The 23916-nt window shown below is 74.0% G+C and carries 18 protein-coding genes and 1 pseudogene; 7 read left to right on the top strand and 12 right to left on the bottom strand.

The window, feature by feature from the left end; all coding sequences use genetic code 11:
- Positions 1-2: 2 nt before the first annotated feature.
- The 5 genes from RM779_RS25440 to RM779_RS25460 form a co-directional block, all read right to left on the bottom strand.
- A complete protein-coding gene (locus RM779_RS25440) occupies positions 3-920 on the bottom strand; it encodes an ABC transporter ATP-binding protein (protein WP_311620092.1) in 918 nt (305 codons plus the stop codon).
- The gene (locus tag RM779_RS25445; protein ID WP_311620093.1) at positions 921-1805 is read right to left on the bottom strand and encodes an ABC transporter permease; all 885 of its coding nucleotides are present in this window, start codon (positions 1803-1805) and stop codon (positions 921-923) included. It lies immediately after the preceding gene.
- On the bottom strand, positions 1802-2800 hold the full coding sequence (locus tag RM779_RS25450) for an ABC transporter ATP-binding protein (protein WP_311620094.1): 999 nt from the start codon (positions 2798-2800) through the stop codon (positions 1802-1804). Before RM779_RS25450 ends, RM779_RS25445 begins: the two co-directional genes overlap by 4 nt.
- A gap of 104 nt (positions 2801-2904) precedes the next feature.
- Positions 2905-3786 carry a class I SAM-dependent methyltransferase gene (locus RM779_RS25455; protein ID WP_311620095.1) on the bottom strand — a complete coding sequence of 294 codons (882 nt, stop codon included), beginning with the start codon at positions 3784-3786 and terminating at the stop codon, positions 2905-2907.
- Between the two features lie 154 nt (positions 3787-3940).
- On the bottom strand, positions 3941-4873 hold the full coding sequence (locus RM779_RS25460) for an LLM class flavin-dependent oxidoreductase (protein WP_311620096.1): 933 nt from the start codon (positions 4871-4873) through the stop codon (positions 3941-3943).
- A 116-nt stretch (positions 4874-4989) separates the two neighbouring features.
- Between RM779_RS25460 and RM779_RS25465 the strand changes: the two genes are divergently transcribed.
- Positions 4990-5832: a Cof-type HAD-IIB family hydrolase gene (locus RM779_RS25465; RefSeq protein WP_311620097.1), complete on the top strand. Its 843-nt coding sequence runs from the start codon at positions 4990-4992 to the stop codon at positions 5830-5832.
- Positions 5833-5876: 44 nt separating this feature from the next.
- On the opposite strand, the gene RM779_RS25470 is transcribed toward RM779_RS25465, so the two are convergent.
- The 3 genes from RM779_RS25470 to RM779_RS25480 all read right to left on the bottom strand — a co-directional run bounded on the left by RM779_RS25470 (position 5877) and on the right by RM779_RS25480 (position 9262).
- Positions 5877-6803: a hypothetical protein gene (locus tag RM779_RS25470; protein WP_311620098.1), complete on the bottom strand. Its 927-nt coding sequence runs from the start codon at positions 6801-6803 to the stop codon at positions 5877-5879.
- A 220-nt stretch (positions 6804-7023) separates the two neighbouring features.
- Positions 7024-7977 (bottom strand): metallophosphoesterase, encoded by a 954-nt coding sequence (locus tag RM779_RS25475; protein ID WP_311620099.1) that lies wholly within the window; start codon positions 7975-7977, stop codon positions 7024-7026.
- A 148-nt stretch (positions 7978-8125) separates the two neighbouring features.
- The gene (locus tag RM779_RS25480) at positions 8126-9262 is read right to left on the bottom strand and encodes a LacI family DNA-binding transcriptional regulator (RefSeq protein ID WP_311620100.1); all 1137 of its coding nucleotides are present in this window, start codon (positions 9260-9262) and stop codon (positions 8126-8128) included.
- Positions 9263-9566: 304 nt separating this feature from the next.
- Between RM779_RS25480 and hisC the strand changes: the two are divergent.
- The 6 genes and pseudogenes from hisC to RM779_RS25510 form a co-directional block, all read left to right on the top strand.
- Positions 9567-10658 (top strand): annotated as a pseudogene (hisC, locus tag RM779_RS25485) (histidinol-phosphate transaminase); the annotation flags it as partial.
- 231 nt (positions 10659-10889) lie between these two features.
- Positions 10890-12425 carry a cytochrome ubiquinol oxidase subunit I gene (locus RM779_RS25490; protein ID WP_311620101.1) on the top strand — a complete coding sequence of 512 codons (1536 nt, stop codon included), beginning with the start codon at positions 10890-10892 and terminating at the stop codon, positions 12423-12425.
- A gap of 19 nt (positions 12426-12444) precedes the next feature.
- A complete protein-coding gene (gene cydB, locus RM779_RS25495) occupies positions 12445-13467 on the top strand; it encodes a cytochrome d ubiquinol oxidase subunit II (RefSeq protein WP_311620102.1) in 1023 nt (340 codons plus the stop codon).
- 331 nt (positions 13468-13798) lie between these two features.
- Entirely contained in the window at positions 13799-17365 is a 3567-nt protein-coding gene (gene cydD / locus RM779_RS25500; protein ID WP_311620228.1) for a thiol reductant ABC exporter subunit CydD, read from the top strand.
- 13 nt (positions 17366-17378) lie between these two features.
- The gene (locus tag RM779_RS25505) at positions 17379-18953 is read left to right on the top strand and encodes a GAF domain-containing sensor histidine kinase (protein ID WP_311620103.1); all 1575 of its coding nucleotides are present in this window, start codon (positions 17379-17381) and stop codon (positions 18951-18953) included.
- Positions 18950-19723: an SDR family NAD(P)-dependent oxidoreductase gene (locus tag RM779_RS25510; RefSeq protein WP_311620104.1), complete on the top strand. Its 774-nt coding sequence runs from the start codon at positions 18950-18952 to the stop codon at positions 19721-19723. Before RM779_RS25505 ends, RM779_RS25510 begins: the two co-directional genes overlap by 4 nt.
- On the opposite strand, the gene RM779_RS25515 is transcribed toward RM779_RS25510, so the two are convergent.
- Genes RM779_RS25515 through RM779_RS25530 form a run of 4 tightly spaced genes read right to left on the bottom strand, consistent with a single transcriptional unit; the run spans position 19695 to position 23866 of the window.
- Positions 19695-20402, bottom strand: coding sequence for a lipopolysaccharide biosynthesis protein (locus RM779_RS25515; RefSeq protein WP_311620105.1), 708 nt, complete (start codon positions 20400-20402; stop codon positions 19695-19697). The two genes, RM779_RS25510 and RM779_RS25515, sit on opposite strands and share 29 nt — an antisense overlap.
- Positions 20399-21523 carry a glycosyltransferase gene (locus tag RM779_RS25520; protein WP_311620106.1) on the bottom strand — a complete coding sequence of 375 codons (1125 nt, stop codon included), beginning with the start codon at positions 21521-21523 and terminating at the stop codon, positions 20399-20401. The genes RM779_RS25515 and RM779_RS25520 overlap by 4 nt, the downstream gene beginning before the upstream one ends.
- Positions 21520-22290, bottom strand: a complete 771-nt coding sequence (locus tag RM779_RS25525) for a polysaccharide deacetylase family protein (protein WP_311620107.1) — start codon at positions 22288-22290, stop codon at positions 21520-21522. The genes RM779_RS25520 and RM779_RS25525 overlap by 4 nt, the downstream gene beginning before the upstream one ends.
- Positions 22280-23866, bottom strand: coding sequence for a lipid II flippase MurJ (locus RM779_RS25530; protein WP_311620109.1), 1587 nt, complete (start codon positions 23864-23866; stop codon positions 22280-22282). Before RM779_RS25530 ends, RM779_RS25525 begins: the two co-directional genes overlap by 11 nt.
- Positions 23867-23916 lie beyond the last annotated feature (50 nt).

The following is a 23916-nucleotide window of genomic DNA, read 5'->3' on the forward strand; positions in this document are numbered from 1 at the left end:
CCTTAACGGCTGACCAGGTAGGAGAAGACGCTTTCCAGCGACTCGTCGGACGGGGAGACCGTCAGCAGCCGGATGCCGTGGTCCTTGGCCAGCCGGGGCAGTTGGGTGGTGAAGCGGCCGAAGTCGACGGCCTGTACGCGCAGTGCGTTCTCCGCCGTGTCGAACTCGATGCCGCTGGTGGACCTGTCGGCGATCAGCGCGGCGGCCAGGGCCCGGTCGTCGCTGGAACGCACCAGGTAGCGGTGCGGCCGGTCGGTCATCAGGCGGCGGATCTTGCGGTAGTCGCCGGAGGCCGCGTGGCGGCCGGCGACGATGACCTCGATGTGGGTGGCGAGTTGTTCGACCTCTTCGAGGATGTGCGAGGAGAACAGCACGGTGCGGCCGTCGTTCCCCATCTTGCGCAGCAGCTCCATCAGATGCATGCGCTGGCGCGGGTCCATACCGTTGAACGGCTCGTCGAGCAGCAGCACGGACGGCTCGTGGACGAGGGCGGAGGCCATTTTGACGCGCTGGCGCATGCCCTTGCTGTAGGTGGCGATGCGGCGGTCGGCGGCGTGCGCCATGTCCACCGTGTCCAGCGCGGCGCGGGCGGCCGAGCCCGGGTCGGCCAGGCCGTGCAGCTCGGCATTGGCCAGGACGAACTCGCCGCCGGTGAGGTAGTCGTACATGCCCTCGCGTTCGGGGACCAGGCCGATCTCGCTGTAGACCGGGGCGTTGCGCCAGATCGTGCGGTCGTCGAGGGTGACGGTGCCGGAGGAGGGGGCGAGGAAGCCGCTCATCATGTGGATGAGGGTGGACTTGCCGGCGCCGTTGGGGCCGAGCAGCCCGGTGACACCGGGCCCGATCTCCATGGTGACGTCGTTGACCGCGACGACGTTGCCGAACCAGCGGGAGGTCTTGGTGATGCGGATGGTGGTCACTTAGCCCGCCTTCCGGTAGCGGCGCGTCAGCAGGAGGTAGCACAGCGCGATGATGGCGGCGATGACCACGACGTACGCGGCGCCCGCCGCGTTGGTGAGCATCTGGTCGCCGGGGAACTCCAGCTCGCCGCCGAGGAATTTGGCCTGAAAGCCCTCAAACAGGGAGCCGGGCGAGAACAGCCCGATCCAGCCGACCGCGTCGGGGCTGCCCTGCTCGTCGGCGACGACCATGAGGGAGATCACGGCGAAGTACGGGATGGTGAGCACCGAGATGATCGCGGCGACGCCGAAGCCGCGCCGGGGGGTCATCGAGGCGATCAGCAGGCCGATGGCGGCGTGCAGCACGGCGAACACCGCGGTGGCGACCAGGCCGCGGGCGAACGCGGTGGTCTGGTCCACGAAGTCCAGCTTGGCGAGGAGACTGCCGAGGTAGGAGATGAGCAGCGGAATACCGACGAAGAGGAACAGCGAGGCGGTCAGCGAGGCAAACTTGGCGATCACGTAGTCGCCGCGTTCGATCGGGCGGGAGAAGTACAGCGGGATCGTCTTGTACCGCAGGTCGAGCGACACCATCTGCGGCGCGGCGAGCGCGAGGTAGAGGCCGAAGATCGGCTGCATGAACACGCCGTAGGCGGTGTACTCGATCGGCAGCTCGTCCCGCCCCGTGGTCATCACGACCGCGACCATCACCACCGCGGGGGCGCACATGATCACGAACAGGCCGATGGGCAGCAGCTTGGAGCGCGCGGAACGGCCGAGCCCGTAGGCGCCGCGGAGCGAGTGGACGAACAGGGAGCGCCGGGCGTACATGGCGCCGAGCCGCTCGCCCTCGTAGCGGCGGTAGCCGATGTCGTGGATGCGTGCGTCGGGCGCTGGGGCAGTCATGAGCGGACCTCTTCCCGGCCGTCCTGGAAGACCTCGGCGATGCGGTGGCGGCGCTGTTCCATGCGGATGAGCCCGAGGCCCAGGTCCGCGACGACGTCGCGGACGGCATCGTGCACCACGTCCTGCACCACGTCCTGCGCCGCCTCCTGCGCGGCTTCGGGTCCGGGGCCGGCCGCCGGGCCGGGCTCGGGGGCGTCGATGTGCACGATGTGGCCGGTGCCCGCGGTGGCCGTGAGGCCGCGGGCGGCGAGCGCGTCCAGCAGGGCCCTGGTGCCGTCCGGGTGGGTGTCGCTGTCGGTGACCTCGACCGCCAGGGAGGCGGTCGCCTCGGTGAAGCCGGCGATGCTCTGGGCACGCAGCAGCTTCCCGCCGTCGATGACGACGACGTGGTCGCTGATGCGCTCCAGCTCGCCCAGCAGGTGCGAGGTGACGAGCACCGATATGCCGAACTCGGCGTGGATGCGGCGGATCAGCCCGAGCATCTCGTCGCGCCCCGCGGGGTCGAGGCCGTTCGTCGGCTCGTCGAGCAGCACCAGCTTCGGGTCGTGCACGAGCGCCTGGGCGAGCTTCACCCGCTGCTTCATGCCCGTGGAGTAGCCGCCCATCGGCCGGTACCGCTCCTCGTAGAGCCCGACGTGCCGCAACGTGTCGGCGGTCCGCTCGCGGGCCGAGGTACGCGGCAGCCCCGACATGCGGGCCATGTGCACGACGAACTCGGTCGCCGAGACGTCCGGTGGCAGGCAGTCGTGCTCGGGCATGTAGCCGACCTGCTCCCTGATGGCGCCGCCCTCGTGCGCGGCATTTCTGCCGAGCACGGTGGCGGTGCCGTCGCTGGCCGGGGCCAGTCCCAGGAGAATCTTGATCAAGGTCGACTTTCCGGCCCCGTTGGCACCCACAAGACCGGTCACACCCGGTCCGATGTCCACGGTCAGCCGGTCCAGCGCGGTCACCCTCGGGTACCGCTTGGTCAGGCTCTCGGTCTGAATCACGCTCACCCGGGTGACGCTAGTGTCTTTGTGCGGCAGCGCGCGTCACACTTTGGTAGGGCGGTACCGGACTTTGGTAGGGCCCTGACCCGGGTCGGTCCCCTAGGGGAGGGTCACTCGGCCCGCAGGAAGGCGCTGGTCGTCACCTTGCCGATCTTCGTCAGCCGGGTGCTGCCGCTCGCGAGGTGCTCGTCGGTGGCCTCCTTCACGCCCGGCCACACGTGGTCGTCGTAGTCGTCGATGACCACGACCGCGCCCGGCGCGGCCAGCTCCTCGACCCACTCCAGGTCCGCCTTGACGCCCTTCGCCGAGTGGTCGCCGTCCACGACGATGACGCCGAACTTGCCGCCGGCGAGCGACGTGTGGATGTCCGCGTCCGTGGAATAGCCGCGCAGCAGCCGCACGCGGTCGGGCAGCACCCCGGCGTAGTGGAGGTTGGCGCGGACGATCTCCTCGTTGATCGGCGTGGCGGAGGCGTCCGCGGTGATCTCCATGCCCTCCTGGAGCTGCACCGGGGCGATCGGGTCGACGATCGTCAGCTGGTACGGGATACCGGCCCGCAGCATCTGGCGCGCGAGGCAGCCGGCGAACAGCCCGTACAGGGTGCCGATCTCCAGCACGTCCCCGTTCGGCGGCTTCAGCAGCGGGGTCGTGGCCAGCTTCCCCAGGATGTTGGAGGTGCCGCCGGCGAGCCGGCCGACCCCCCGGTTCTCGACCTCGACCAGGGTGCGGTACGCCTGGATAACGGCACGGCGCGCGTGCTTCTCACCGGTGACCTCGCCGACCTGCTTGGCCACGGCGCCGAGCTGGGCGGGCCCCGGGTGGCGGTGGAAGCGGCGGCCGTCACTGCCGAGGAGCAGCTCGATGCTGTGCTGCTGCTCCTTGAGGCGCTTCAGCTCGTCCTTGGTATCGCGCAGCTCCTTGCGCACCTTCCGGTCGATGCGCTGGTCGATACGCCTGAGGACAGGACGAGCGGTTCTGCGGAGGAGACTCATGGTCCGACGCTAATGCGCGCCGGGCCATTCGGCTATCACATCATCCGAACGCAACAAGGCCCTGGAACACTTTTCACCCGCCGTTCAACTTCGCCGAAGATCACGGACGTTGATCATCCACACGGGGGTGCGGACGGCGGCGGCGCGGCGGCCCTCAGCCGGCCAGCTGTGGCAGGCCCTCGGTGACGACCCGCTCGAAAACGTCCAGGTCGGCGGCGAACACCGAGTCCGGGATCGGCCAGTGCAGCACCAGCTCGGTGAAGCCGAGGTCGGCGCACGCACCGGCGTAGTCGACGAACGCGGCGACCGAGGCCAGCGGGTCGATGCCCGGCGGGGTGCTGCTGGCATCGAGCAGGATCTTGCCGAGCCCGGCGGGCTCGCGGCCCGCCTCCTCGCACACGCCCTCCAGGTGCTCCATCTGCCGCGCGAGCCCGGCCATGAAGTCGGCCGCGGAGCCGTCGAACGTCCGCGGATCGCCCGTCGTCACCCATGCCTGCCCGTGCCGGGCGGCCAGCCGCAGCCCGCGCCGCCCGGTCGCCGCCACCGCGAACGGCAACCGGGGCCGCTGCACGCAGCCGGGCACCGTGCGGACCTCGTGCGCCGAGTAGAACTCGCCCCGGTAGGAGATGCCACCGCTGCCGCCCTCGCTCAGCAGCCGGTCGAGCACCCGGACGAACTCCTCGAACCGGTCGGCCCGCTCCCGCGGCGGCCACGCCTCGTTCCCCAGCGCCGTCGCGTCGAAGCCGGTGCCGCCGGAGCCGATGCCGAGGGTGACCCGCCCCTGCGCCACGTCGTCCAGCGTGATCAGCTCCTTGGCCAGCGTGACCGGATGCCGGAAGTTCGGCGAGGTGACCATCGTGCCCAGGCGCATCCGCTCGGTGACCGCGGCGGCGGCCGTCAGCGTCGGCAGCGCGCCGAACCAGGTGCGGTCGCGGAAGCTGCGCCACGAGAGGTGGTCATAGGTGTAGGCGGCGTGGAAGCCCAGCTCCTCGGCGCGCTGCCAGATCCGTCTGCCCTCCTGGGACCAGCGGTGGACCGGCAGGATCACGGTTGAGAGCCGCAGCGGAAGCTCGGGAGAGGCAGCCATAGGCAGCAAGCGTAGGCCCTTTCCGGCCAGTGTTCCGCCGCTTCACGAAGCACGCCGGGGCGCGGGCACAGCTGAGTGCTCCTCCGCACGCATGTGCGCGCATATGCTGATGGATTGTGCCCCCTCCCCCTCCCTCGCCCCGCCTCATCGCCACCGACCTCGACGGCACCCTGCTGCGCAACGACAAGACCGTCTCCCCCCGCACCGTCGCCGCCCTCGCCGCGGCGGAACGCGCCGGAATCCACGTCATCTTCGTCACCGGCAGGCCCGCCCGCTGGATGGGCGTGGTCAGCGCGCACGTACACGGCCACGGCCTGGCCATCTGCGGGAACGGCGCGGCCGTCGCAGACCTGCACCGCGGCGGCGAGCTGGTCGAGACCCGCCCGCTCGCCCCGGAGAACGCGCTGGCGGTCGTGCACGCGCTGCGCCGGGCCGCGCCCGGCGTGAGCTTCGCCGTCGAACGCACCGGCGGCATCCACCACGAGCCCGCCTACCCCCCGCTGAGCATGGACCCCGCCTCCGAGGTGGCGCCCGTGGAGAAGCTGCTCGCGCCGCCGCAGGAGCACCAGGAGCACCAGGAGCACCCGGTGCTGAAGCTCCTCGCCCACCACGGCGGCCTCGACCCCGACGAGTTCCTGCGGCTCGGCCGCGAAGCCGCGGGGGAGCACGGCGAGTTCACCCGTTCCAGCCCCACCGCGCTGCTGGAGATCAGCGCGCCGGGCGTCAGCAAGGCCAGCACGCTCGCGCAGCGCTGCCGCCGCTACGGCATCAGGCCGGACGAGGTGGTGGCGTTCGGCGACATGCCCAACGATCTGGAGATGCTGGGCTGGGCCGGCACCGGCTACGCCATGGCCAACGCGCATCCCGCGGTGCTCGCGGCGGCGCACCGGCACACCGTCTCCAACGAGGAGGACGGGGTCGCGGTGGTCATCGAGGACCTGCTCGGCCGCGCGGCCTGAGCCCGGCCCGCCCGCTCCACCGCCCCGCCGCCGCGCCGCCGCGGTCAGTCGCGGTCGGCGCCGCCCTCCGCGGGCGAGGTGAACGTGGGCCCTGAGAAGTCCGGGTGCCCGAACCGCGGCCTTGCGCCGTCCCCGCCGTCGGCGGGGCTGGAGAAGTCCGGCGAGGAGAACTCCGGCTGCGCCGCGTCCTGATCGTCATCGGCCGGACTGGAGAAGTCGGGCGAGGAGAAGTCCGGCGAGGAGAACTCGGTCCTGCCGTACCGCGGGGCGGCGGACGCCCCGCCGCCGCGGCTGGAGAACTCCGGCGAGCTGAAGTCGGGGGAGGAGAACCGCAGCCGGGGGCTGCGCCCCTGCCGCTCGTGGTCGGCCCCCGCGGCGTGCTCCCGCAGGAACGGGGCGATGCCGCGCTCCAGCAGCGCGCGCCGCCACTCCTCGCGGGCGCGGGCCAGCTGGTCCTGCCCGGTGGCGGTGGCGCGGATCGACGTCGCGCCGTTCCGCACGGCGGCGACCACCAGACCGCCGACCGCCACCAGCAGTCCGGCCGCGGCGATCACGGCGAACACCCAGCCGGCGCTCCGCATCGGCGCGGCCATCGCGGGCTCGGGGTCGGCGACGCGCAGCGCGTAGCCCAGGAGCAGGAAGACCACCGCGGCGATGGCCGCGAGCACCGGAACCAGCGCGAAGAACACCGTGATCACGCCGCTCCCGCCACCCGGTCCGTCCGGCCGCCCGGACGCGGACGCGGGCCCGGACGCGGGCCCGGACGCGCGGCCCTCGGTCCGCGGCTGGAGGCGCAGCCGCACCAGCCGTTCGTACTCGGGCGCGGCGGCGGCCGTGATCTGTGGCAGCGCGTCGACCGCCAGGCCGCGCAGTGCTTCGATGCGGTCCGTGTCGGCGTGCGTGGTGAGCCGGGCCGAACGCAACGCGTGGTCCAGGATCTGCTCGTACTCGGTGCGATCCTCCGGTGACAAGCCGTCAAGGCTGCTCATAGGCGTCCCCAGATACTTCTCCGGCAGAGAGCTGGTGAGCGGGCCATGATGGTAGAGCCCATCCGGCGTGTTGTGACAGAGAATTACCGGAATCTTCTCAACCTTCAGCCCTGCTCGACAATTACGTCCCCCCTTCCCGCTGACTTCGTTCGCACGCGGGTTGACGCCGAGTTGACCGTGAGGAGAAGACTCCGGAAGGGGCTCACTCCGCCAACGGCAGCCGTGCGACCAGGAGTTTGCCCGCCATGGTGACGCCGCCGTCCATCGCGATGGCGAGCGCGTCGGCGTAGACGTGCGGCCCCTCCACACGTGGCGTGCTGTCCGCCCCGGCCTCGCCCTGGGCGTCGGAGTCGGCCCCGCCGGTCTCGCCGGTGAGGTAGGGAATCGGGCTGTGGCCGTGGACCACGCGCCGCCCGCCGTAGGTGTCGAGCAGCTCCCGCACGGCCTGCGGCCCGCCCTCGTCGCGGAAGGCGAAACGCTTGGTGAACTTGCGGAACAGGTCCCAGGTCTCCTCCGCGTCATTGCGCTGGAGTGCCTGCCAGATCGCGTCGTTGACGTCGTCGACCGTGCCGCCGTACTCCAGGTAGGCGGTGGTGTCCGAGTGCAGCAGCAGGTGGCCGTCCGCCAGGGCCATCGAGTCCAGCCGCGACATCCACTGGATGTGGTGATCCCGCAACCGCTCCATGTCCGTCCGCTGCCCGCCGTTGAGCAGCCAGGCCGCCTGGAACGTGGCCGTGCCCGCCGCCGAGTCCACCGGGGTGTCGCCGAACCGGCTGGCGCCGAGCAGCAGCAGCTCGTGGTTGCCCAGGAGCGCCTTGCAGTAGCCGCCGGCCGCGGCGGCCTCCGCGGACAGCCGCATCACCAGGTCGATCACGCCGACCCCGTCGGGCCCGCGGTCGGTGAAGTCGCCGAGGAACCACAGCCGCGTCGTGCCCGCGGCCCACCGGTCCTCGGCGTCCGTAAGACCGGCCTCGCGCAGCGCGGCGCGCAGCTCGTCGAGGTATCCGTGCACGTCACCGACGACGTAGAGCGGTCCGGCCCCGTCGATCACGGGCAGGTCGGGCACCGTTGGGGAGTAGACGGCGTCTGACTCCTCCGAGCCGTCCCGCTCCTCGCCCTGCCACGCATCCGGTCCCTGGCCGGCCCCCTGAGTCATCGACCCCTCCACCACTACGCGCCGCCTCGCCTTCACGACCTGACCGTCCGGCCAGGTCACGGTGCCATTCGCCCATCATAGGAATCCCGGTGCCGGGCGTTGACACACCCGGGGCACCGTCGGCTGCCGGATAACTGTCTACCCGAAACTACTGGTCGGCGGCAGGGGGTGTACGAGGGGCTGCCAATGTGGCGTGCGGGAGACGGGGTGCGGGGCACCTGGCGCGCTGGGAGGAGGCGCGCACGATCAGCTCGGTCGGCATCACCTGGTGGCTGCCCTGTGCACGGCCGGCGGCCCCCTCGATGGCGTCGATGAGGAGGTGGATGACCGCGGTGCCGATGCGGCCCGGCTTCAGCGAGAGCGTGGTGATCGGCGGCTCGGTCGTCGCGTAGACGCCGGACTCGCTGCAGCAGACGAGGAGCAGGTCGTCGGGAACGCGCAGCCCGTAGCGGCGGGCGGCGGCGAGCAGGTCGGTGCCGTTGGGGTCGAAGAGTCCGTACACGGCGTCGGGCCGGTCGGCGCGGGCCAGCAGCCGGTCGGCGGCGACGGCGCTGGCGCACGGGTCGTGCGCGGGGTACGCCTCGTAGACCGGGTCCTGGCGGGCGCGGGCGCACCAGTCGAGGTAGGCGGTGGTCGACAGCCGGGTGTAGGTGTCGGTGCTGGTGCCGGTCAGCAGGCCGATGCGGCGGGCGCCGGCCGCGGCGAGGTGGTCGAGCAGGCCGGTGACGGCGGCCTCGTGGTCGTTGTCCACCCAGGCGGTGACGGGCAGGCTGCCGCCCGGCCTGCCGTCGGAGACCACGGGGATGCCCTGGCGGACCAGCTCGGTGACCACCGGGTCGTGGTCGGAGGGGTCGATGACGACGGTGCCGTCGAGCGCCACGTTGGACCACACGTCGAAGTCGCGGCGCTGGGAGGTGGCGGGCAGGATGACGAGGGCGTAGCCGCGGGCGAGGGCGGCGGAGGTGGCGGCGCGGGCCATCTCGGCGAAGTAGGCGAACTCGGTGAAGGTGAACGGCTCCTCGCCGTAGGTGGTGACCGTGAGGCCGATCAGCCCGGATTTCCCGGTCCGCAGGGTGCGCGCGGCGGCCGAGGGCCGGTAGCCGAGGCGGTCGGCGACGGAGCGCACGTGGCGCCGGGTGGTGTCGGGCAGCCGGCCCTTCCCGTTCAGCGCATCGGAGACAGTGGTGATCGAGACACCGGCGGCTGCCGCGACATCGCGGATGCCCGCTCGCCCGCCCGTGCGGCGACCGGTGGCCCGGGTCATCTGATGCTTCGCTGCTGTCATGGCGACCTGATGGTAGGCCCGGAGGAACCGGCGGACGGCTGGATCAAGACCCACGTGTGGCAGTACGTTTCTGCAAGGTCATGTGCCCATTTCACCTTGCATACGAAGATCATTCGACCAGATTCGACTTAACAGAACCGATGTGCGAGCGGCTGCTCCATATGGCCCACGGCCGTTCAACACCGTGGCCCTCACTCTCACGGGTGTAGCGCGCTACGGCGCTCGCCAGGGGCGCGGGCATCGCGGCATGCGCCGTTCGGCGGAGGGCTACGCCGAGACCGGCGTTCCCCATAAAGTGAGGAGGATGAGCACATCTTCTCAGGGACCCGTGGTGCCCGCGGCCTTGGGCCCCCGGCTGCGCGCGGCGCTCGACGGCGTCCCGGTCTACGCCCCCGGCCGGCCCGCAGGCACCGGGCCGCGCTCGTTCAAGCTCTCCTCCAACGAGAACCCGTATCCCCCGCTGCCCGGCGTGCTCGAAGCGGCGGTGGCCGCGGCGGGCTCGTTCAACCGTTACCCGGACATGGCCTGTTCCGCGCTGATCGACGGGCTCGCCGAGCACTACGGGGTACCGGCCGCGCACGTGGCCGTCGGCACCGGCTCGGTGGGGGTCGCCCAGCAGCTGCTCCAGGCCACGGCCGGACCCGGTGACGAGGTGATGTACGCCTGGCGCTCCTTCGAGGCGTACCCGATCATCACCCGGATCTCCGGCGCGACCCCGGTGCAGGTGCCGCTGACCGCCACCGAGGAGCACGATCTGCCGGCGATGGCGGACGCCATCACGGAACGGACGCGGCTGATCTTCGTCTGCAACCCGAACAACCCGACCGGGGCCGGCATCGGCCGGGCCGCCCTGGAGGCGTTCCTGGCGCGGGTGCCGCCGGATGTGCTGGTGGTCCTGGACGAGGCGTACCGGGAGTTCGTGCGCGATCCGGAGGTGCCCGACGGCCTGGAGATCTACCGGGACCGGCCCAATGTGTGCGTGCTGCGGACCTTCTCCAAGGCGTACGGGCTGGCCGGGCTGCGGGTCGGCTTCGCGGTGGCGCACGAGCCGGTGGCCACGGCGCTGCGCAAGACGGCCGTGCCGTTCGGGGTCAGCCAGATCGCGCAGGACGCGGCGCTCGCCTCGATGCGCGCCGAGGCGGCGCTGCTGGCGCGGGTGGACGCGCTCGTCGGTGAACGGGCGCGGGTGACGGCCGGGCTCGCCGCACAGGGCTGGCGGGTGCCCGCCTCGCAGGCGAACTTCGTGTGGCTGCGGCTGGGGGAGGCCACGTCGGCCTTCGCGGCGGCGTGCGAGAGCGCGGGCGTGATGGTGCGGCCGTTCGCGGGCGAGGGGGTCAGGGTCACGGTGGCGGAGCCGGAGGCGAACGACGTCCTGCTGGCAACCGCCGCCCAGTTCGCGGAACTTCGGGCCGGGACCGGAGCCGGGGCCGAGGCCGGGGCCGACACCGGAGCCGACGCCGGGGCCGAGGCCGCGGGCGGCTGACGGCCGGGGGTGCCCCGGGCCGCCAGGGCACCCCTCCGCACGCACCCCCTGGTCACGGGCTCGGGAGGAGGTGGTCCATAATGGCTTGTGAATGTGAATACGTTCACAAGATCCGATCCGCGGACCCTGCGGAGGAGCAGAACCATGGACCTCGCTCTTGCCCCGGAGACCCTGGCGCGGTGGCAGTTCGGCATCACGACCGTCTACCACTTCCTCTTCGTCCCCCTCACCATCTCCCTCGCCACCCTGACGGCGTGCCTCCAGACCGCCTGGGTACGCACCCGCAAGGAGAAGTACCTCAGGGCCACCAAGTTCTGGGGCAAGCTGTTCCTGATCAACATCGCGCTGGGCGTGGTCACCGGCATCGTGCAGGAGTTCCAGTTCGGGATGAACTGGTCGGACTACTCGCGCTTCGTCGGTGACGTCTTCGGGGTCCCGCTGGCCTTCGAGGCGCTGATCGCCTTCTTCTTCGAGTCCACGTTCATCGGCCTGTGGATCTTCGGCTGGGACAAGCTGCCGCCCAAGCTCCACCTCGCCACGATCTGGACCGTCGCCGTCGGCACGGTGATCTCCGCCTACTTCATCCTCGCCGCCAACTCCTGGATGCAGCACCCGGTCGGCTACCGGATCAACGAGGAGACGGGCCGCGCCGAGCTGACCGACTTCCTGCACGTCCTCACGCAGAACACCGCGGTCGCCCAGTTCGCCCACACCATCACCGCCGCCTTCCTCACCGGCGGCGCGTTCATGGTCGGCATCGCCGCCTACCACCTGGTCCGCCGCCGGCACGTCGCCGTGATGCGCACCTCGCTGCGGCTCGGCCTGGTCACCATGGTCGCCGCCGGGCTGCTGACCGCGTTCACCGGCGACCGGCTCGGCAAGATCATGTACGAACAGCAGCCCATGAAGATGGCCGCCGCCGAGGCACTGTGGGAGACCGAGGGGCCCGCGCCGTTCTCCCTCTTCGCCGTCGGCGACGTGGAGCAGGGGCACAACACGGTGGCCGTGGAGATCCCGGGCCTGCTGTCCTTCCTCGCCCACGACAACTTCTCCGAGCCCGTGCCCGGCATCAACGACATGAACGAGGCGCTCGCCGAGGAGTACGGCCCCGGCGACTACCGGCCCAACATCCCGCTGGCCTACTGGAGCTTCCGCTGGATGATCGGCTTCGGCATGGCCTCGGCCACCCTCGGCGCCATCGGCCTCTGGCTCACCCGTCGCCGCTTCCTGCTCGATCCGGCACTGCGCACCGGCGAGGACGAACGGCCGCGCCTCGCCCTCACCCCCGGCCGTGAACTCGGCCCTGCCCTCACCGGCTGGTACTGGCGGCTGGCGCTGCTCACCATGCTGTTCCCGCTGATAGCGAACGTCTGGGGCTGGGTCTTCACAGAGACCGGCCGCCAGCCCTGGGTCGTGTACGGCCTGCTGCGCACCGACGCCGCCGTCTCGCCCGGCGTCTCGCAGGGCGAAGTGATCACCTCGCTGGTCGTCTTCACCCTGCTCTACGCGGTGCTCGCGGTGATCGAGGTCCGGCTGATCGTCAAGTACGCCAAGGCCGGTCCGCCCGAGCTGACCGAGGCCGACCTGAATCCGCCCACCCGCATCGGCGGCGACAGCGGCGGTGGCGGCGCCGGTGACGCCGACGCGGACGCCGACCGGCCGATGGCCTTCTCCTACTGACCCACGTGAGGAGTCCGCGATGAATCTGCCCGAGCTCTGGTTCGTCCTCATCGCCGTCCTGTGGACGGGCTACTTCTTCCTGGAGGGCTTCGACTTCGGCGTCGGCATCCTGACCGGAACGCTGGCCCGCGACCGCGCGGAACGCCGCGTGCTGATCAACACCATCGGCCCGGTCTGGGACGGCAACGAGGTCTGGCTGATCACGGCGGCCGGCGCCACGTTCGCCGCCTTCCCCGAGTGGTACGCCACCCTCTTCTCCGGCTTCTACCTGCCGCTGCTGCTCATCCTCGTCTGCCTGATCGTGCGCGGCGTCGCCTTCGAGTACCGCCACAAGCGCCCGGAGGAACGGTGGCAGCGGAACTGGGAGCACGCCATCTTCTGGACCTCCCTGACCACCGCGTTCCTGTGGGGCGTCGCCTTCGCCAACATCGTGCACGGCGTGCCGATCGGCACCGACCACGAGTACACCGGAACGCTGTTCGACCTGCTCGGCCCGCACGCCCTCCTGGGCGGGGCCGCCACCGTGGCGCTGTTCGCCTTCCACGGCGCGGTCTTCACCGCCCTGAAGACCGTCGGCGACATCCGCGCCCGCGCCCGCCGCGCCGCGACCGGGCTCGGCCTCGCGGCCGGCGTGCTGGGCGCCGCGTTCCTGCTGTGGACACAGGCGGACAACGGCAACGGCCGCAGCCTCGCCGCGCTCGCCGTCGCCGCGGCGGCCCTGCTCGCCGCCCTGGCGGCGAACGGGCGCGGCCGGGAGGGCTGGGCGTTCCTGTGGTCAGGGCTGGTCGTGGTGGCGGCCGTCGCCATGATCTTCCTGGCCCTCTTCCCCGACGTCATGCCCTCCTCGACCGCCCCCGAGTGGAGCCTGACCGTCGACAACGCCTCCTCCACCCCCTACACGCTGCGGATCATGACCTGGTGCGCCGCGTTCGCCACCCCGGTGGTGCTGCTGTACCAGGGCTGGACGTACTGGGTCTTCCGCAAGCGGATCGGAACGCAGCACATCGCCGGACAGGCGGAACGCCATGCCCCGGCGTCCTAGGCCATGTCGTTCGGATCTTCGCGGGGCCGCGCCGCCGGCTACGGCACCTCTCCCTCCTTGCCCGCCACCGGGCAGGAGGGGCCCAGTTGTCGTATCGCGCGAGTACGTCCCCCAGATTCCGTCCGGGAGGTACCCCCCACGTACGAGCTGCGATCCTCCTCCCCCAGCCGCCAGGCTGGGGGAGCACCGCATCCAACGACGCGACCTGATCCACGAAGATCCAAACGACACGACCTAGCCGCGGGAGCGCACACGGACAGGTCAACCGCCGAGCAGGAGGCATCTCCCGGTGACATCAGGGACCACGCAGGCCGCGCGACCGGCCAGGGGAATGAGAGCCGTCGACCCGCGGCTGCTCCGCCATGCCCGCGCCACCCGCGGCTTCCTGATCGCCTCGGTGGTGCTCGGCCTGGCGGGCGCCCTCCTGGTGATCGCACAGGCGCTGCTGATCGCCCGCATCGTCACCGACGCGTTCACCGCCGGGCGCGGTCTCGGCGACCTGGGAACGCCCCTGCTGCTGCTCGCCGCCACCGCCGTGGGCCGCGCGCTGGTGACCTACCTCACGGAGCTGGCCGCCCACCGCGCCAGTGCGGCGGTGAAGTCCGAGCTGCGCCTGAAGTTGCTCGACCACGCCACCCGGCTCGGCGCCGCCGCGCCGGGCGGCCGGTCGACGGGCGAGCTGACCACGCTGGCCACCCGCGGCATCGACGCCCTGGACGGCTACTTCTCGCGCTACCTCCCGCAGCTCGGACTGGCCGTCGTGGTCCCCGTGGCCGTGCTGGCGCGGATCGTCACCGACGACTGGGTCTCCGCCGCCACCATCGCCGCCACCCTCCCCCTCATCCCGCTGTTCATGGCGCTGATCGGCTGGGCCACCCAGACCCACATGGACCGGCAGTGGCGCCAACTGGCCCGGCTGTCCGGGCACTTCCTCGACGTGGTCGGCGGTCTCGCCACCCTGAAGGTCTTCGGCCGCGCCAAGGCGCAGGCCGAGAACATCCGCCGCATCACCGACGACTACCGGCGCAGCACGCTGCGCTCGCTGCGGATCGCGTTCCTGTCGTCGTTCGCCCTGGAGCTGCTTTCCACCATCTCGGTGGCCCTGGTCGCCGTCGGCATCGGCATGCGCCTGGTGCACGGCGACCTCGACCTCTACACCGGCCTGGTCGTGCTGCTCCTCGCCCCCGAGGCGTACCTGCCGCTGCGGCAGATCGGCACCCAGTACCACGCCGCGCAGGAGGGCCTGTCGGCGGCGAACGAGGTGTTCGCCGTTCTGGAGACCGAGGCGCCGGTCCCGGGCACCGCCCCGGCGCCGGATGCGGGACGGGCGGTGATCACGCTTGAGGATGTCGTCGTCCGCTACCCGGACCGGGGCGCGGACGCCCTCGCCGGGGTGCGCCTGACCGTGGCCCCCGGCGAGACGGTCGCGCTGACCGGCCCCTCCGGCGGTGGCAAGTCCACGCTGCTGGCCGCGCTGCTCGGCCTGGTCCGCCCCGCCGCCGGCCGCGTCCTCGTGGACGGCCGGGACCTGGCGGACCTCGACCCGGCCTCCTGGCACCGCCAGATCGCCTGGGTGCCGCAGCATCCGCACCTGTTCGCGGGCACCGTCGCCGACAACGTCCGCCTGGTCCGTCCGGACGCCGACGACGCCGCGGTGGCCGCGGCCCTGCGCGCCGCGGCGGCCGACGAGGTCGACCCCGGCCTGCGGCTCGGCGAGGGCGGCTCCGGCCTCTCGGCGGGCCAGCGCCGACGCGTTGCGCTGGCCCGCGCCTTCCTGGCCGACCGGCCGCTGGTGCTGCTGGACGAACCGACCGCCGCACTGGACGGCGAGACGGAGGCCGCCGTCGCCGCGGCCGTGCGGCGCCTCGCGGCGGGCCGCACGATGCTGCTGGTGACCCACCGGCCGGCCCTCCTCGCGGCGGCCGACCGGGTGTTTCACGTGAAACCAGGCCCCGCCCCCGCCGCCGACCTCTCACCCGAACGGCCCACCGACGCCGTTCCCGCGGCGGCGCCCGCGGCCGACGGCCGGGGGACGGAGCCGGAGCCGGGGTCGGGTTCGGGTTCGGGTTCGGACCCGCGGTCCGGGATGCCGGGGCCGCTGGCGTGGGTCCGGGCCGCGGGCGCCGCCCGCCGGTGGCGGCTGATCTGGTCCGCGGTGCTCGGCGCGCTCGCGCTGGGCAGCGCCGTCGGCCTGATGGCCACCTCCGGCTGGCTGATCTCCCGCGCCTGGGAGCAGCCGCCCGTGCTCTACCTGATGATCGCCGTCACCGCGACCCGCGCGTTCGGCATCGGCCGCGCGTTCTTCCGCTACGCCGAACGGCTGCTGTCCCACGACGCGGTGCTGCGCATCCTGGCCGGCCTGCGCGTCACCGTCTACCGGCGTCTCGAACGGCTCGCCCCGGCCGGTCTCGGCCGCACCCGGCGGGGCGACCTGCTCTCCCGGGTGGTCGCGGACGTCGACACCCTCCAGGACTACTTCCTCCGCTGGCTGCTCCCGGTCGCCGCCGCGGCCACCGTCGGCACCGCGGCCGTCGCGTTCACCGGCTGGCTGCTGCCCGCCGCGGGCGCCGCACTCGCCGCCGGGCTGCTCGTCGCGGGCGCCGCGGTGCCCGCGCTGACCGGCGCGGTCGGGCGCCGCACCGAACGGCGCCTCGCGCCCGCCCGCGGCGACCTGGCCACCCGGACCGTCGACCTGCTGACCGGCACCGCGGAACTGACGGTCGCAGGCGCCCTGCCCGCCCGCCGCGCCGCGGTCCGCGACGCGGACGCCGAGCTGACCGCGCTCGCCGCCCGCTCCGCGGCGGCCACCGCGCTCGGCGGCGCGCTGATCACCCTGGCCACCGGGCTGACCGTGACCGCCGCGGCCTGGGCCGGGGTGCCCGCGGTGGCGAACGGCAGCCTGGCGGGCGTGTGGCTGGCGACCGTGGTGCTCGTTCCCCTCGCCGCCTTCGAGGCCGTCGCCGGGCTGCCGCAGGCCGTGCAGCACCGGCAGCGGGCCGGGCAGGCGGCCCGCCGGATTCGCGAGGTGACCGACGCCCCGGCGCCCGTCCGGGAGCCGGCGCACCCCGCGCCCGCCCCGGCGGGGCCGTTCCCGCTGCGGCTGCGCGGGCTGACCGCCCGCCACCCCGGCGGCGCCCGCCCCGCCCTCGACGGCATCGACCTGGACCTCGTGCCGGGCCGCCGCGTCGCGGTCGTCGGCCCCTCCGGCGCCGGGAAGACCACCCTCGCGCACTGCCTGCTGCGCTTCCTCGACGCGGAGGCCGGCAGCTACACGCTCGGCGGCACCGACGCCACCGCGCTGGACGGCGACACGGTGCGGCGCAGCGTCGGTCTGTGCGCGCAGGACGCGCACCTCTTCGACAGCACCCTGCGCGAGAACCTGCGCCTGGCCGCCCCCGCGGCCGACGACGACGCCCTGCGGTCCGCGCTCGCCGCGGCACGGCTGCTCGACTGGGTGCACGAGCTGCCCGACGGCCTGGACACGCAGGTCGGCGAGTTCGGCGCCCGCCTGTCCGGCGGCCAGCGGCAGCGCCTGGCGCTGGCCCGCGCGCTGCTCGCCGACTTCCCCGTGCTGATCCTGGACGAGCCCGCGGAACACCTCGACCTGCCCACCGCCGACGCGCTGACCGCCGACCTGCTCGCCGCCACCGAGGGCCGCACCACGCTGCTGATCACACACCGGCTGACCGGCCTCGCGGCGGTGGACGAGGTACTGGTCCTGGACGAGGGCCGCGTGGTGCAGCGCGGGTCCGCCGCGGCACTCGCCGCGGCGGAGGGCCCGTTCCGCCGCCTCCTCGACCGGGAGAACGCACAGGACGCACAGGACGCACAGGACGCGCAACGGGCACCGGTCGATGCCCGTACCGGAAACCCGACTTTCGCCATGAATCGGGACTGATTACCCTCGGTTCATGGAGGAGATGCCCCGACTGCTCCAGGCCATGGAGGCCATCGGCGGCGAGATCGAGCCCGGCGCCCTGCTGGACCGCATCGTGACGACCGCCGCCGAGCTGGCCGGGACCCGGTACGCCGCGCTGGCCGTGCTCGGTGAGGACGGCGACACCATCGGCCGGTTCGTCACCCACGGCACCGACCACCCCGCCGACGCCGAACGGCTCGCCCGCACGCTGCTCGACGGCGGCCGGCCGCGCCCGGACGCGCCCGGCACGCTGTGCGTGCCGGTCCTGGTGCACGGCGCCAGGTTCGGCGCGCTGCTGCTCGCGGGGAAGGCGGACGGCGTGTTCACCCCCGCCGACCGGCAGTTGCTGCACATCCTCGCGGGCGAGGCGGGCATCGCCATCGGCAATGCCAGGCTGCACGAGGCGGTCCGCCAGCAGGCCCGCTGGATGGACGGCAGCTTCGAACTGTCCACGGCCCTGCTGTCCGCGGACGACGACAACGCGCTGGCCGTCGTCGCCGAGCAGGCGCGGCGGCTGGCCGGCGCGGCCGCCGCGGCCGTTCTCGAACCCGACCAGGACGGCGGCCTCGAAGTCGTCGCCGCCGCCACCGACGGCGCCGGCCGGCTGATCGGCACCACCGTGCCCGCCGACAGCCCGGCCGTGCGCCAGGTGCTGGCCGGCGAACCGGTCTTCGTCGACGACCCGGCCGACGCGGCCGACACGGCCGACGCGGCCGGGCCCGTCGCCGGCCTGGTGCCGCACCCGGGGCCCGGCATGCTGCTGCCGCTGGCCGGCGACGGCACCGCGCTCGGCGCCCTGGCGCTGGCCCGCGCCGCGGGCGCCACGCCCTACTCGGTGGCGGAACGCGTGCTGGCCACGCAGTTCGCGCAGCAGGCCGCGGTGGCCGTGGTCCTCGCCAGGGCGCGCCGCGACCGGGAGCTTCTCGCCGTGCTCGCGGACCGCGACCGCATCGCCCGCGACCTGCACGACCTCGTCATCCAGCGGATCTTCGCCGTCGGGATGAGCCTGGAGAGCGCCCGCCGCGCCTCGCCCTCGCAGGATCTGCACGACCGCATCGACACCGCCACCGGGGAGCTCGACGCCATCATCCAGGAGATCCGCACCGCGATCTTCGCCCTGCGCCAGCAGCCCGACGAGGCGCCCGCCGGTCTGCGCGCCCGGGTGCTGCGCGAGACCGGGGCCGCCGCCCGCACCCTCGGCTTCACGCCGTCCGCCACGTTCACGGGACCGGTCGACAGCGTCGTCGGCGAGGCCATCGCGCGAAACCTCGTCGCCGCGCTCCGCGAGGGCCTGTCCAACGCCGCCCGCCACGCCCGCGCCTCCCGCGTCGAGGTCACCGTCGACGCCACCGCTCACCTGCCCGACGGCCGCGACGCGGTGCGCCTGACCGTCGCCGACGACGGCGTCGGCCTGCCGCCGGACGGCAGCCGCCACAGCGGCCTCGCCAACCTCGCGCACCGCGCCGCGGCCCTCGGCGGCTGGTCCGGCACGGGCCCGGGACTCGGCGGCAACGGCACCGAGCTGGTCTGGCAGGCCCCCCGCCCGCGGGTTACCTTCCGGGCATGACAGGACGCACAGTGATCATCAGCGGCGGCGGCACCGGGATCGGGTTCGCGACGGCCGGCTGCTTCGACCGCGACGGCGACACCACCGTCCTCGTCGGCCGCCGCGCCGCGGTCGTCGAGCGGGCGGCGGACCGCCTCGACCACGCGGTGGCCCTCCCCGCCGACCTCACCGACCCCGCCGACGTCGCCCGCGTCGCCACCGTCGTCGCGGAACGCTGGGGGACCGTGGACGTGCTGGTGAACGCCGCGGGCGGCAACGGCAGTCTGGAGCCGGGGCCGGAGCCGGGGCCGGAGCCGGGACCGGCGAGCGAGGAGCCGCTCGCCGCCGCCGCGCACGCCTGGACGGTCAACTTCCGGATCAACACCCTGTCCGCCGTGCTCCTCACCGAGGCCCTGCGCGACCGGCTGGCCTCCCCCGGCGGCCGGGTGCTCTTCCTCAGCTCCATCGCCGCCTACCGCGGCTCGGGCTCCGGCGCCTACGCCGCGAGCAAGGCCGCGCTGCACCCGTACGCGTACGACCTGGCCGGGGCCCTCGGCCCGCGCGGCATCACCGTCAATCTGGTGGCCCCGGGCTACATCGAGGACACGGAGTTCTTCGGCGGCGGCATGTCGCGGGAACGGCGCGCCACCCTCATCGGCCAGACGCTGGGCGGCCGCCCCGGCACCCCGGGCGACGTGGCCCAGACGCTGCACTGGCTCGCGTCGCACGCCGCCGGCCACGTCACCGCCCAGTCCGTGCAGGTCAACGGGGGTGCGGAGCGAGGCCGTTGACGCCCGCCGCGGCGATCGGCCCGGCGGCCGCGCCGAACGCCCGAACGGGCTGCACCGGCTGCACCGGCTGATCCGGCCGATCCGGCTGATCCGGCCGATCCGGCCGAACGGGCAGCGGGCGCCGCGGGCGCCGCGCGGGATGGCCGCGGACCAGCACGGCCGTGCCGCCCGCCACCGCGCCCGCGCACGCGCCGAGCGCCACCGACAGCCACGGCACCGGCGTGTCCGGCGCCGTCGGCAGCACCGCCTCGGTCAGCGGGACCACCGCGACGCCGGTGTCCGCCTCGGCGCCCGCCGCGTGCGCGACCAGGGCGCGGGCGACCGCGCCCGCGGCCCGCGCCGCGTCCTGCGGGCACGGTCCCGTGCCGGTGATCCCGATCACCGGCGCGTCCGGCGACGTCACCGCCCGCACCCGGGTGCGCAGCGTCGCGGCCGGGACGCCCGCGTCCGTCTGCGCGGTGCGCAGCACCGCGTCGCCGCCCGCCAGCCGCCCGTAGGACTGCGCGAAGCCCACGGCCGACGCCGGGTCGCCGGCCGTCACGACCACGGCCGCCTCGGCCGCGTACTCGCGGTCGGCCCACAGCGCGTGCCCGCCGCCCGCGAGCAGCCCGAGCAGCAGCCCGCACGCGCCCGGCCACCAGAAGGGCAGCGAGGACACCCGTTCCCGCAGTCCCCTCATCGTCCACGCACCTCTTCCCGAACCTCGCGGTACACGTCCATCAGCCGGTCCGCCGCCCGGTCCATGCCGTAGCGCCGCACCGCCCGCGGCACCGGCAGCCGCCGCACGCCGAGGGCGAGTTCGGCCTCCAGCGCGCCGGCCAGTTCACCGGGGGCGGCGCCGACCCGCCGCGCGCCGGGCGCCTCGCCGCGCGGCAGTTCCTCGACCGCGGGGCAGGCGACGTGCAGCACCGGCAGACCCGCCGCCAGCGCCTCCACGGCGGCCAGGCCGAACGTCTCCTCCGCCGAGGGCGACACGAAGACGTCCAGCGCCGAAAGCAGCCCCGGCACGTCGGGGCAGTCGCCCGCGAACACCACGCGGCGGGCGATGCCGAGCCGTACCGCGAGCGCGTGCAGAGCCGCACGTTCCGGGCCCTCGCCCGCCACCACGAGCCACACGTCCGCCGGCAGCCTGGCCGCGGCGCGCAGCAGCACGCCGAACCGCTTTCCCGCCACGAGCCGCCCCACCCCGCCGAGCACCACGGCGTCCGCGGGCAGCCCGAGCCGGGCGCGCACCGCGCGCCGCGCGCCCGGGTCGAACCGGTACCGGCACGGCTCGATCCCGTTCGGCACCAGGTGAATCCGTTCCTGCGGCACGCCCCACGCGCGCAGCCGCGCCGCGACCGCGGCGGACACCGCCACCGTCGCGGCGCCGAGCCGTTCCGAGGCCAGGTACAGCGCGCGGTTCGCCGGGTTCAGCGCCCGGCCCTCGATGCGGTGGTCGCCCAGCGAGTGCTCGGTGGCCACCACGGCCCGCACCCCGGCCAGCCGCGCCGCGACCCTGCCGTACACGCAGGCCCGGTACAGGTGGGTGTGGACCAGCTCGTAGCGCCCCTGCCTGATCAGCCGCACCAGCCGCGGAACGGCGCCCGCGTCGCGGTTGCCCGCCATCCCCAGGTGCGCGACGCGCACCCCGTCGGCCCGCAGCTCGCGCGCCACCGGGCCCGGGTGGGTGAGCGTGACCACGTCGCAGGCCACCGGCAGGCGGCGCAGCAGCGCGCACAGCTGCCGTTCCGCACCGCCGGTGCCGAGCCCCGTGATGACGTGCAGCACGCGGCGCGGCGCCCGCGCCGCCGCGTTCACCTGGCCTCGATCGGCTCGGCCGGCGCCGCGGGCGCGGGCAGCGGCGGCACCTTGCGGCGGCGCACCGGGTGCAGCGCCTGCTTCAGGCGCATCCGCGGGCCGGTGTCCCGTTCCCCGATGTGCACACGCGGCAGCGCGAACCGGCCGGTCAGCCGGCCGGGGCTGATCGCGCAGGCGTAGCCGTAGCCGGCGTCCTCGACCGCGGCGAGCGCGCGCCGGTCCACCGCGCCGTAGGGGTAGCAGAAGCCCTGGACGGGAACGCCGGTCAGGTCGGTGAGCCGCCGCCTGCTGTCCACCACCTCCCGCTCCAGCACGTCGTCCGCGGCGCCCCGCAGCGGAACGTGCCGCATCCCGTGCGAGCCGATCTCCATACCGGCCGCGGCGACCGCCTTGATGCCGTCCGCGTTCAGCAGCCGTTTGCGCGGCCCGTCCGCGTCCCAGGCGTTGCTGCCGTGCAGCCGGCCGGGCAGCACGAACACGGTGGCGGTGCAGCCGTGCCCGCGCAGCAGCGGCAGGGCGGTGTCGAGGAAGTCGCGGTAGCCGTCGTCGAAGGTCAGGCCGACCATGCGGCCCGCGCGGCCGGCCGCGCGGGCACGCAGCAACTCGCCCACGGACACCCCGCGCAGGCCGCGGCGCCGCAGCCAGCCGAGCTGGCTGTGCAGCCGGTCGGGGGTGACGGTGATCCGGTACGGGTCGTGGGCGGCGTAGGCGACCGAGTGGTACATCAGCAGCCACAGCGGGCCGGGAGCGGCGGCGTCAACGGGCATGGTGAGACCTTTGCTTGAGGTTTCCGATGCGGGTGGTGAGAACGGCGGGCAGGAGCACCGCACCCGGCACCCGCAGGACGCGGGCGGCCAGGGCGAACACGGCGGGCACCACGAGGCAGCCGAGCGCGAGGGCCGGCAGCGGCGAGGGGCCCGGCGGCGCGGCGGCCCAGCCCGCCGCCGCCGCGGCCAGCGCCGCGGCGGCGAGCCGCGCGAAGCGGCCGAGCAGCCGCCGGGCGTCGACGGGAACGGTGCGGGTGGCCAGGCCGCGCAGCAGCAGGAGCGCGGTCAGGGTGATACCGGCCGCGTTCGCGGCGGCGATGCCGGGCGCGCCGAGCGGCCCGACGGCCACCAGGCCGCCGGCGACCGTCACCAGCAGACCGGGCAGCATGGCGGCGAACGGGAACCACGTCGGCCGCCCGGCCGAGAAGAACGGCCGCACCAGCGCACCGGTCAGCGTGTGCCCGAGCAGCCCGAGGGCGTACACGCGCATCACCGCGGCGGTCGCGGCGGTGGCCTCGGCGTCGAACGCGCCACGCTCGAACAGCAGCCGGATGATCTGCGGGGCGAGGGCGGTCACGTAGGCCGCACCGAGCAGGACCACGACCCCGGCCGCCACGAGGTCGCGCTCCACGCGCCGCCTGGCCCGTTCGAGATCGCCCGCGGCGACCGCGCGGGCCACCAGCGGCAGGGTGACCGTGCAGATCATCATGGCCAGCACCATGGGCAGCTGCGCGACCTTCTGCGCGTAGTTGAGGCAGGAGATCGCGCCCGGCGGCAGTCCGGAGGCGAGGAAGCGTTCGGCGAGGACCTGGGACTGGCGGGCGAGCGCGAACAGCGCGACGGGCAGGGCCACCGACAGCAGCGCGGGCACCGCGACGGCGTGCGGCCCCGGGCGGCGGCGCGGCGCGCGCAGCCAGATCCGCAGGAAGAACGGCAGCTGCACCAGGACCATCAGCAGCCCGCCGACCGCGACCCCGGCCGCCGCCGCCCGCACCCCCCACAGCGCGTGGCAGGCCAGCGCGGTGCCGATGATGCCCGCGTTGTAAGCGAGGTGGATCGCGGCGGGCGGCAGGAAGCCGCGGTGCGCGCGCAGCGCGGCGCTGAAGTACCCGGCGACGCCGAAGGTGAGAAGAGTCACTGCGGTCAGCCGCGTGCAGTCCACCGCGAGTGCGGGGTCCGGCAGTCCTGGCGCGAGGACGCGGACCACGAGCGGCGCGCCCGCGGCCAGCGCGGCGGTCGGCACGGCGAGCGCGAGCAGCAGCCGGGGGAGCGTGGCGCCGATCAGGCCGCGCACCCCGCCGTGGGCGCCGTGCACCAGGGCGAGGCTGAAGGCGGGCACGAGCACCAGCGCCATCGCCTCGTCGATGAGGAGCGTGGCCGCCACCTCGGGCACGGTCCACGAGACGAGGAACGCGTCCGTGGCGCCGTCGGCGCCGAACAGCGAGGCGACGAGCTGGTCGCGCACCAGCCCGGCGAGCGCCCCGGCCGCGGTGAGCACGGCGGTCGCGGCGGCGGCCCGCGCCACGAACCGCTCCCCCGCGGGCGCCCGGCCCGTTACCGCGACCGCCGTACTCACCGCGGCTCCCGTACTCACCGCGGCTCCGGCACTCACCGCGGCTCCGGCAC

Origin of the sequence: Streptomyces johnsoniae, from assembly GCF_031845565.1 — a bacterium.
Taxonomy (GTDB): Bacteria; Actinomycetota; Actinomycetes; order Streptomycetales; family Streptomycetaceae; genus Streptomyces; species Streptomyces johnsoniae.

What these genes read in the sequence shown, in the direction of transcription:
- RM779_RS25445 (WP_311620093.1), bottom strand. Translation starts at nt 1,805, where the DNA reads ATGACTGCCCCAGCGCCCGACGCACGCATCCACGACATCGGCTACCGC.
- RM779_RS25455 (WP_311620095.1), bottom strand. Translation starts at nt 3,786, where the DNA reads ATGAGTCTCCTCCGCAGAACCGCTCGTCCTGTCCTCAGGCGTATCGAC.
- RM779_RS25460 (WP_311620096.1), bottom strand. Translation starts at nt 4,873, where the DNA reads ATGGCTGCCTCTCCCGAGCTTCCGCTGCGGCTCTCAACCGTGATCCTG.
- RM779_RS25475 (WP_311620099.1), bottom strand. Translation starts at nt 7,977, where the DNA reads ATGACTCAGGGGGCCGGCCAGGGACCGGATGCGTGGCAGGGCGAGGAG.
- RM779_RS25480 (WP_311620100.1), bottom strand. Translation starts at nt 9,262, where the DNA reads ATGACAGCAGCGAAGCATCAGATGACCCGGGCCACCGGTCGCCGCACG.
- RM779_RS25490 (WP_311620101.1), top strand. Translation starts at nt 10,890, where the DNA reads ATGGACCTCGCTCTTGCCCCGGAGACCCTGGCGCGGTGGCAGTTCGGC.
- cydB (WP_311620102.1), top strand. Translation starts at nt 12,445, where the DNA reads ATGAATCTGCCCGAGCTCTGGTTCGTCCTCATCGCCGTCCTGTGGACG.
- cydD (WP_311620228.1), top strand. Translation starts at nt 13,799, where the DNA reads ATGAGAGCCGTCGACCCGCGGCTGCTCCGCCATGCCCGCGCCACCCGC.
- RM779_RS25505 (WP_311620103.1), top strand. Translation starts at nt 17,379, where the DNA reads ATGGAGGAGATGCCCCGACTGCTCCAGGCCATGGAGGCCATCGGCGGC.
- RM779_RS25510 (WP_311620104.1), top strand. Translation starts at nt 18,950, where the DNA reads ATGACAGGACGCACAGTGATCATCAGCGGCGGCGGCACCGGGATCGGG.
- RM779_RS25515 (WP_311620105.1), bottom strand. Translation starts at nt 20,402, where the DNA reads ATGAGGGGACTGCGGGAACGGGTGTCCTCGCTGCCCTTCTGGTGGCCG.
- RM779_RS25525 (WP_311620107.1), bottom strand. Translation starts at nt 22,290, where the DNA reads ATGCCCGTTGACGCCGCCGCTCCCGGCCCGCTGTGGCTGCTGATGTAC.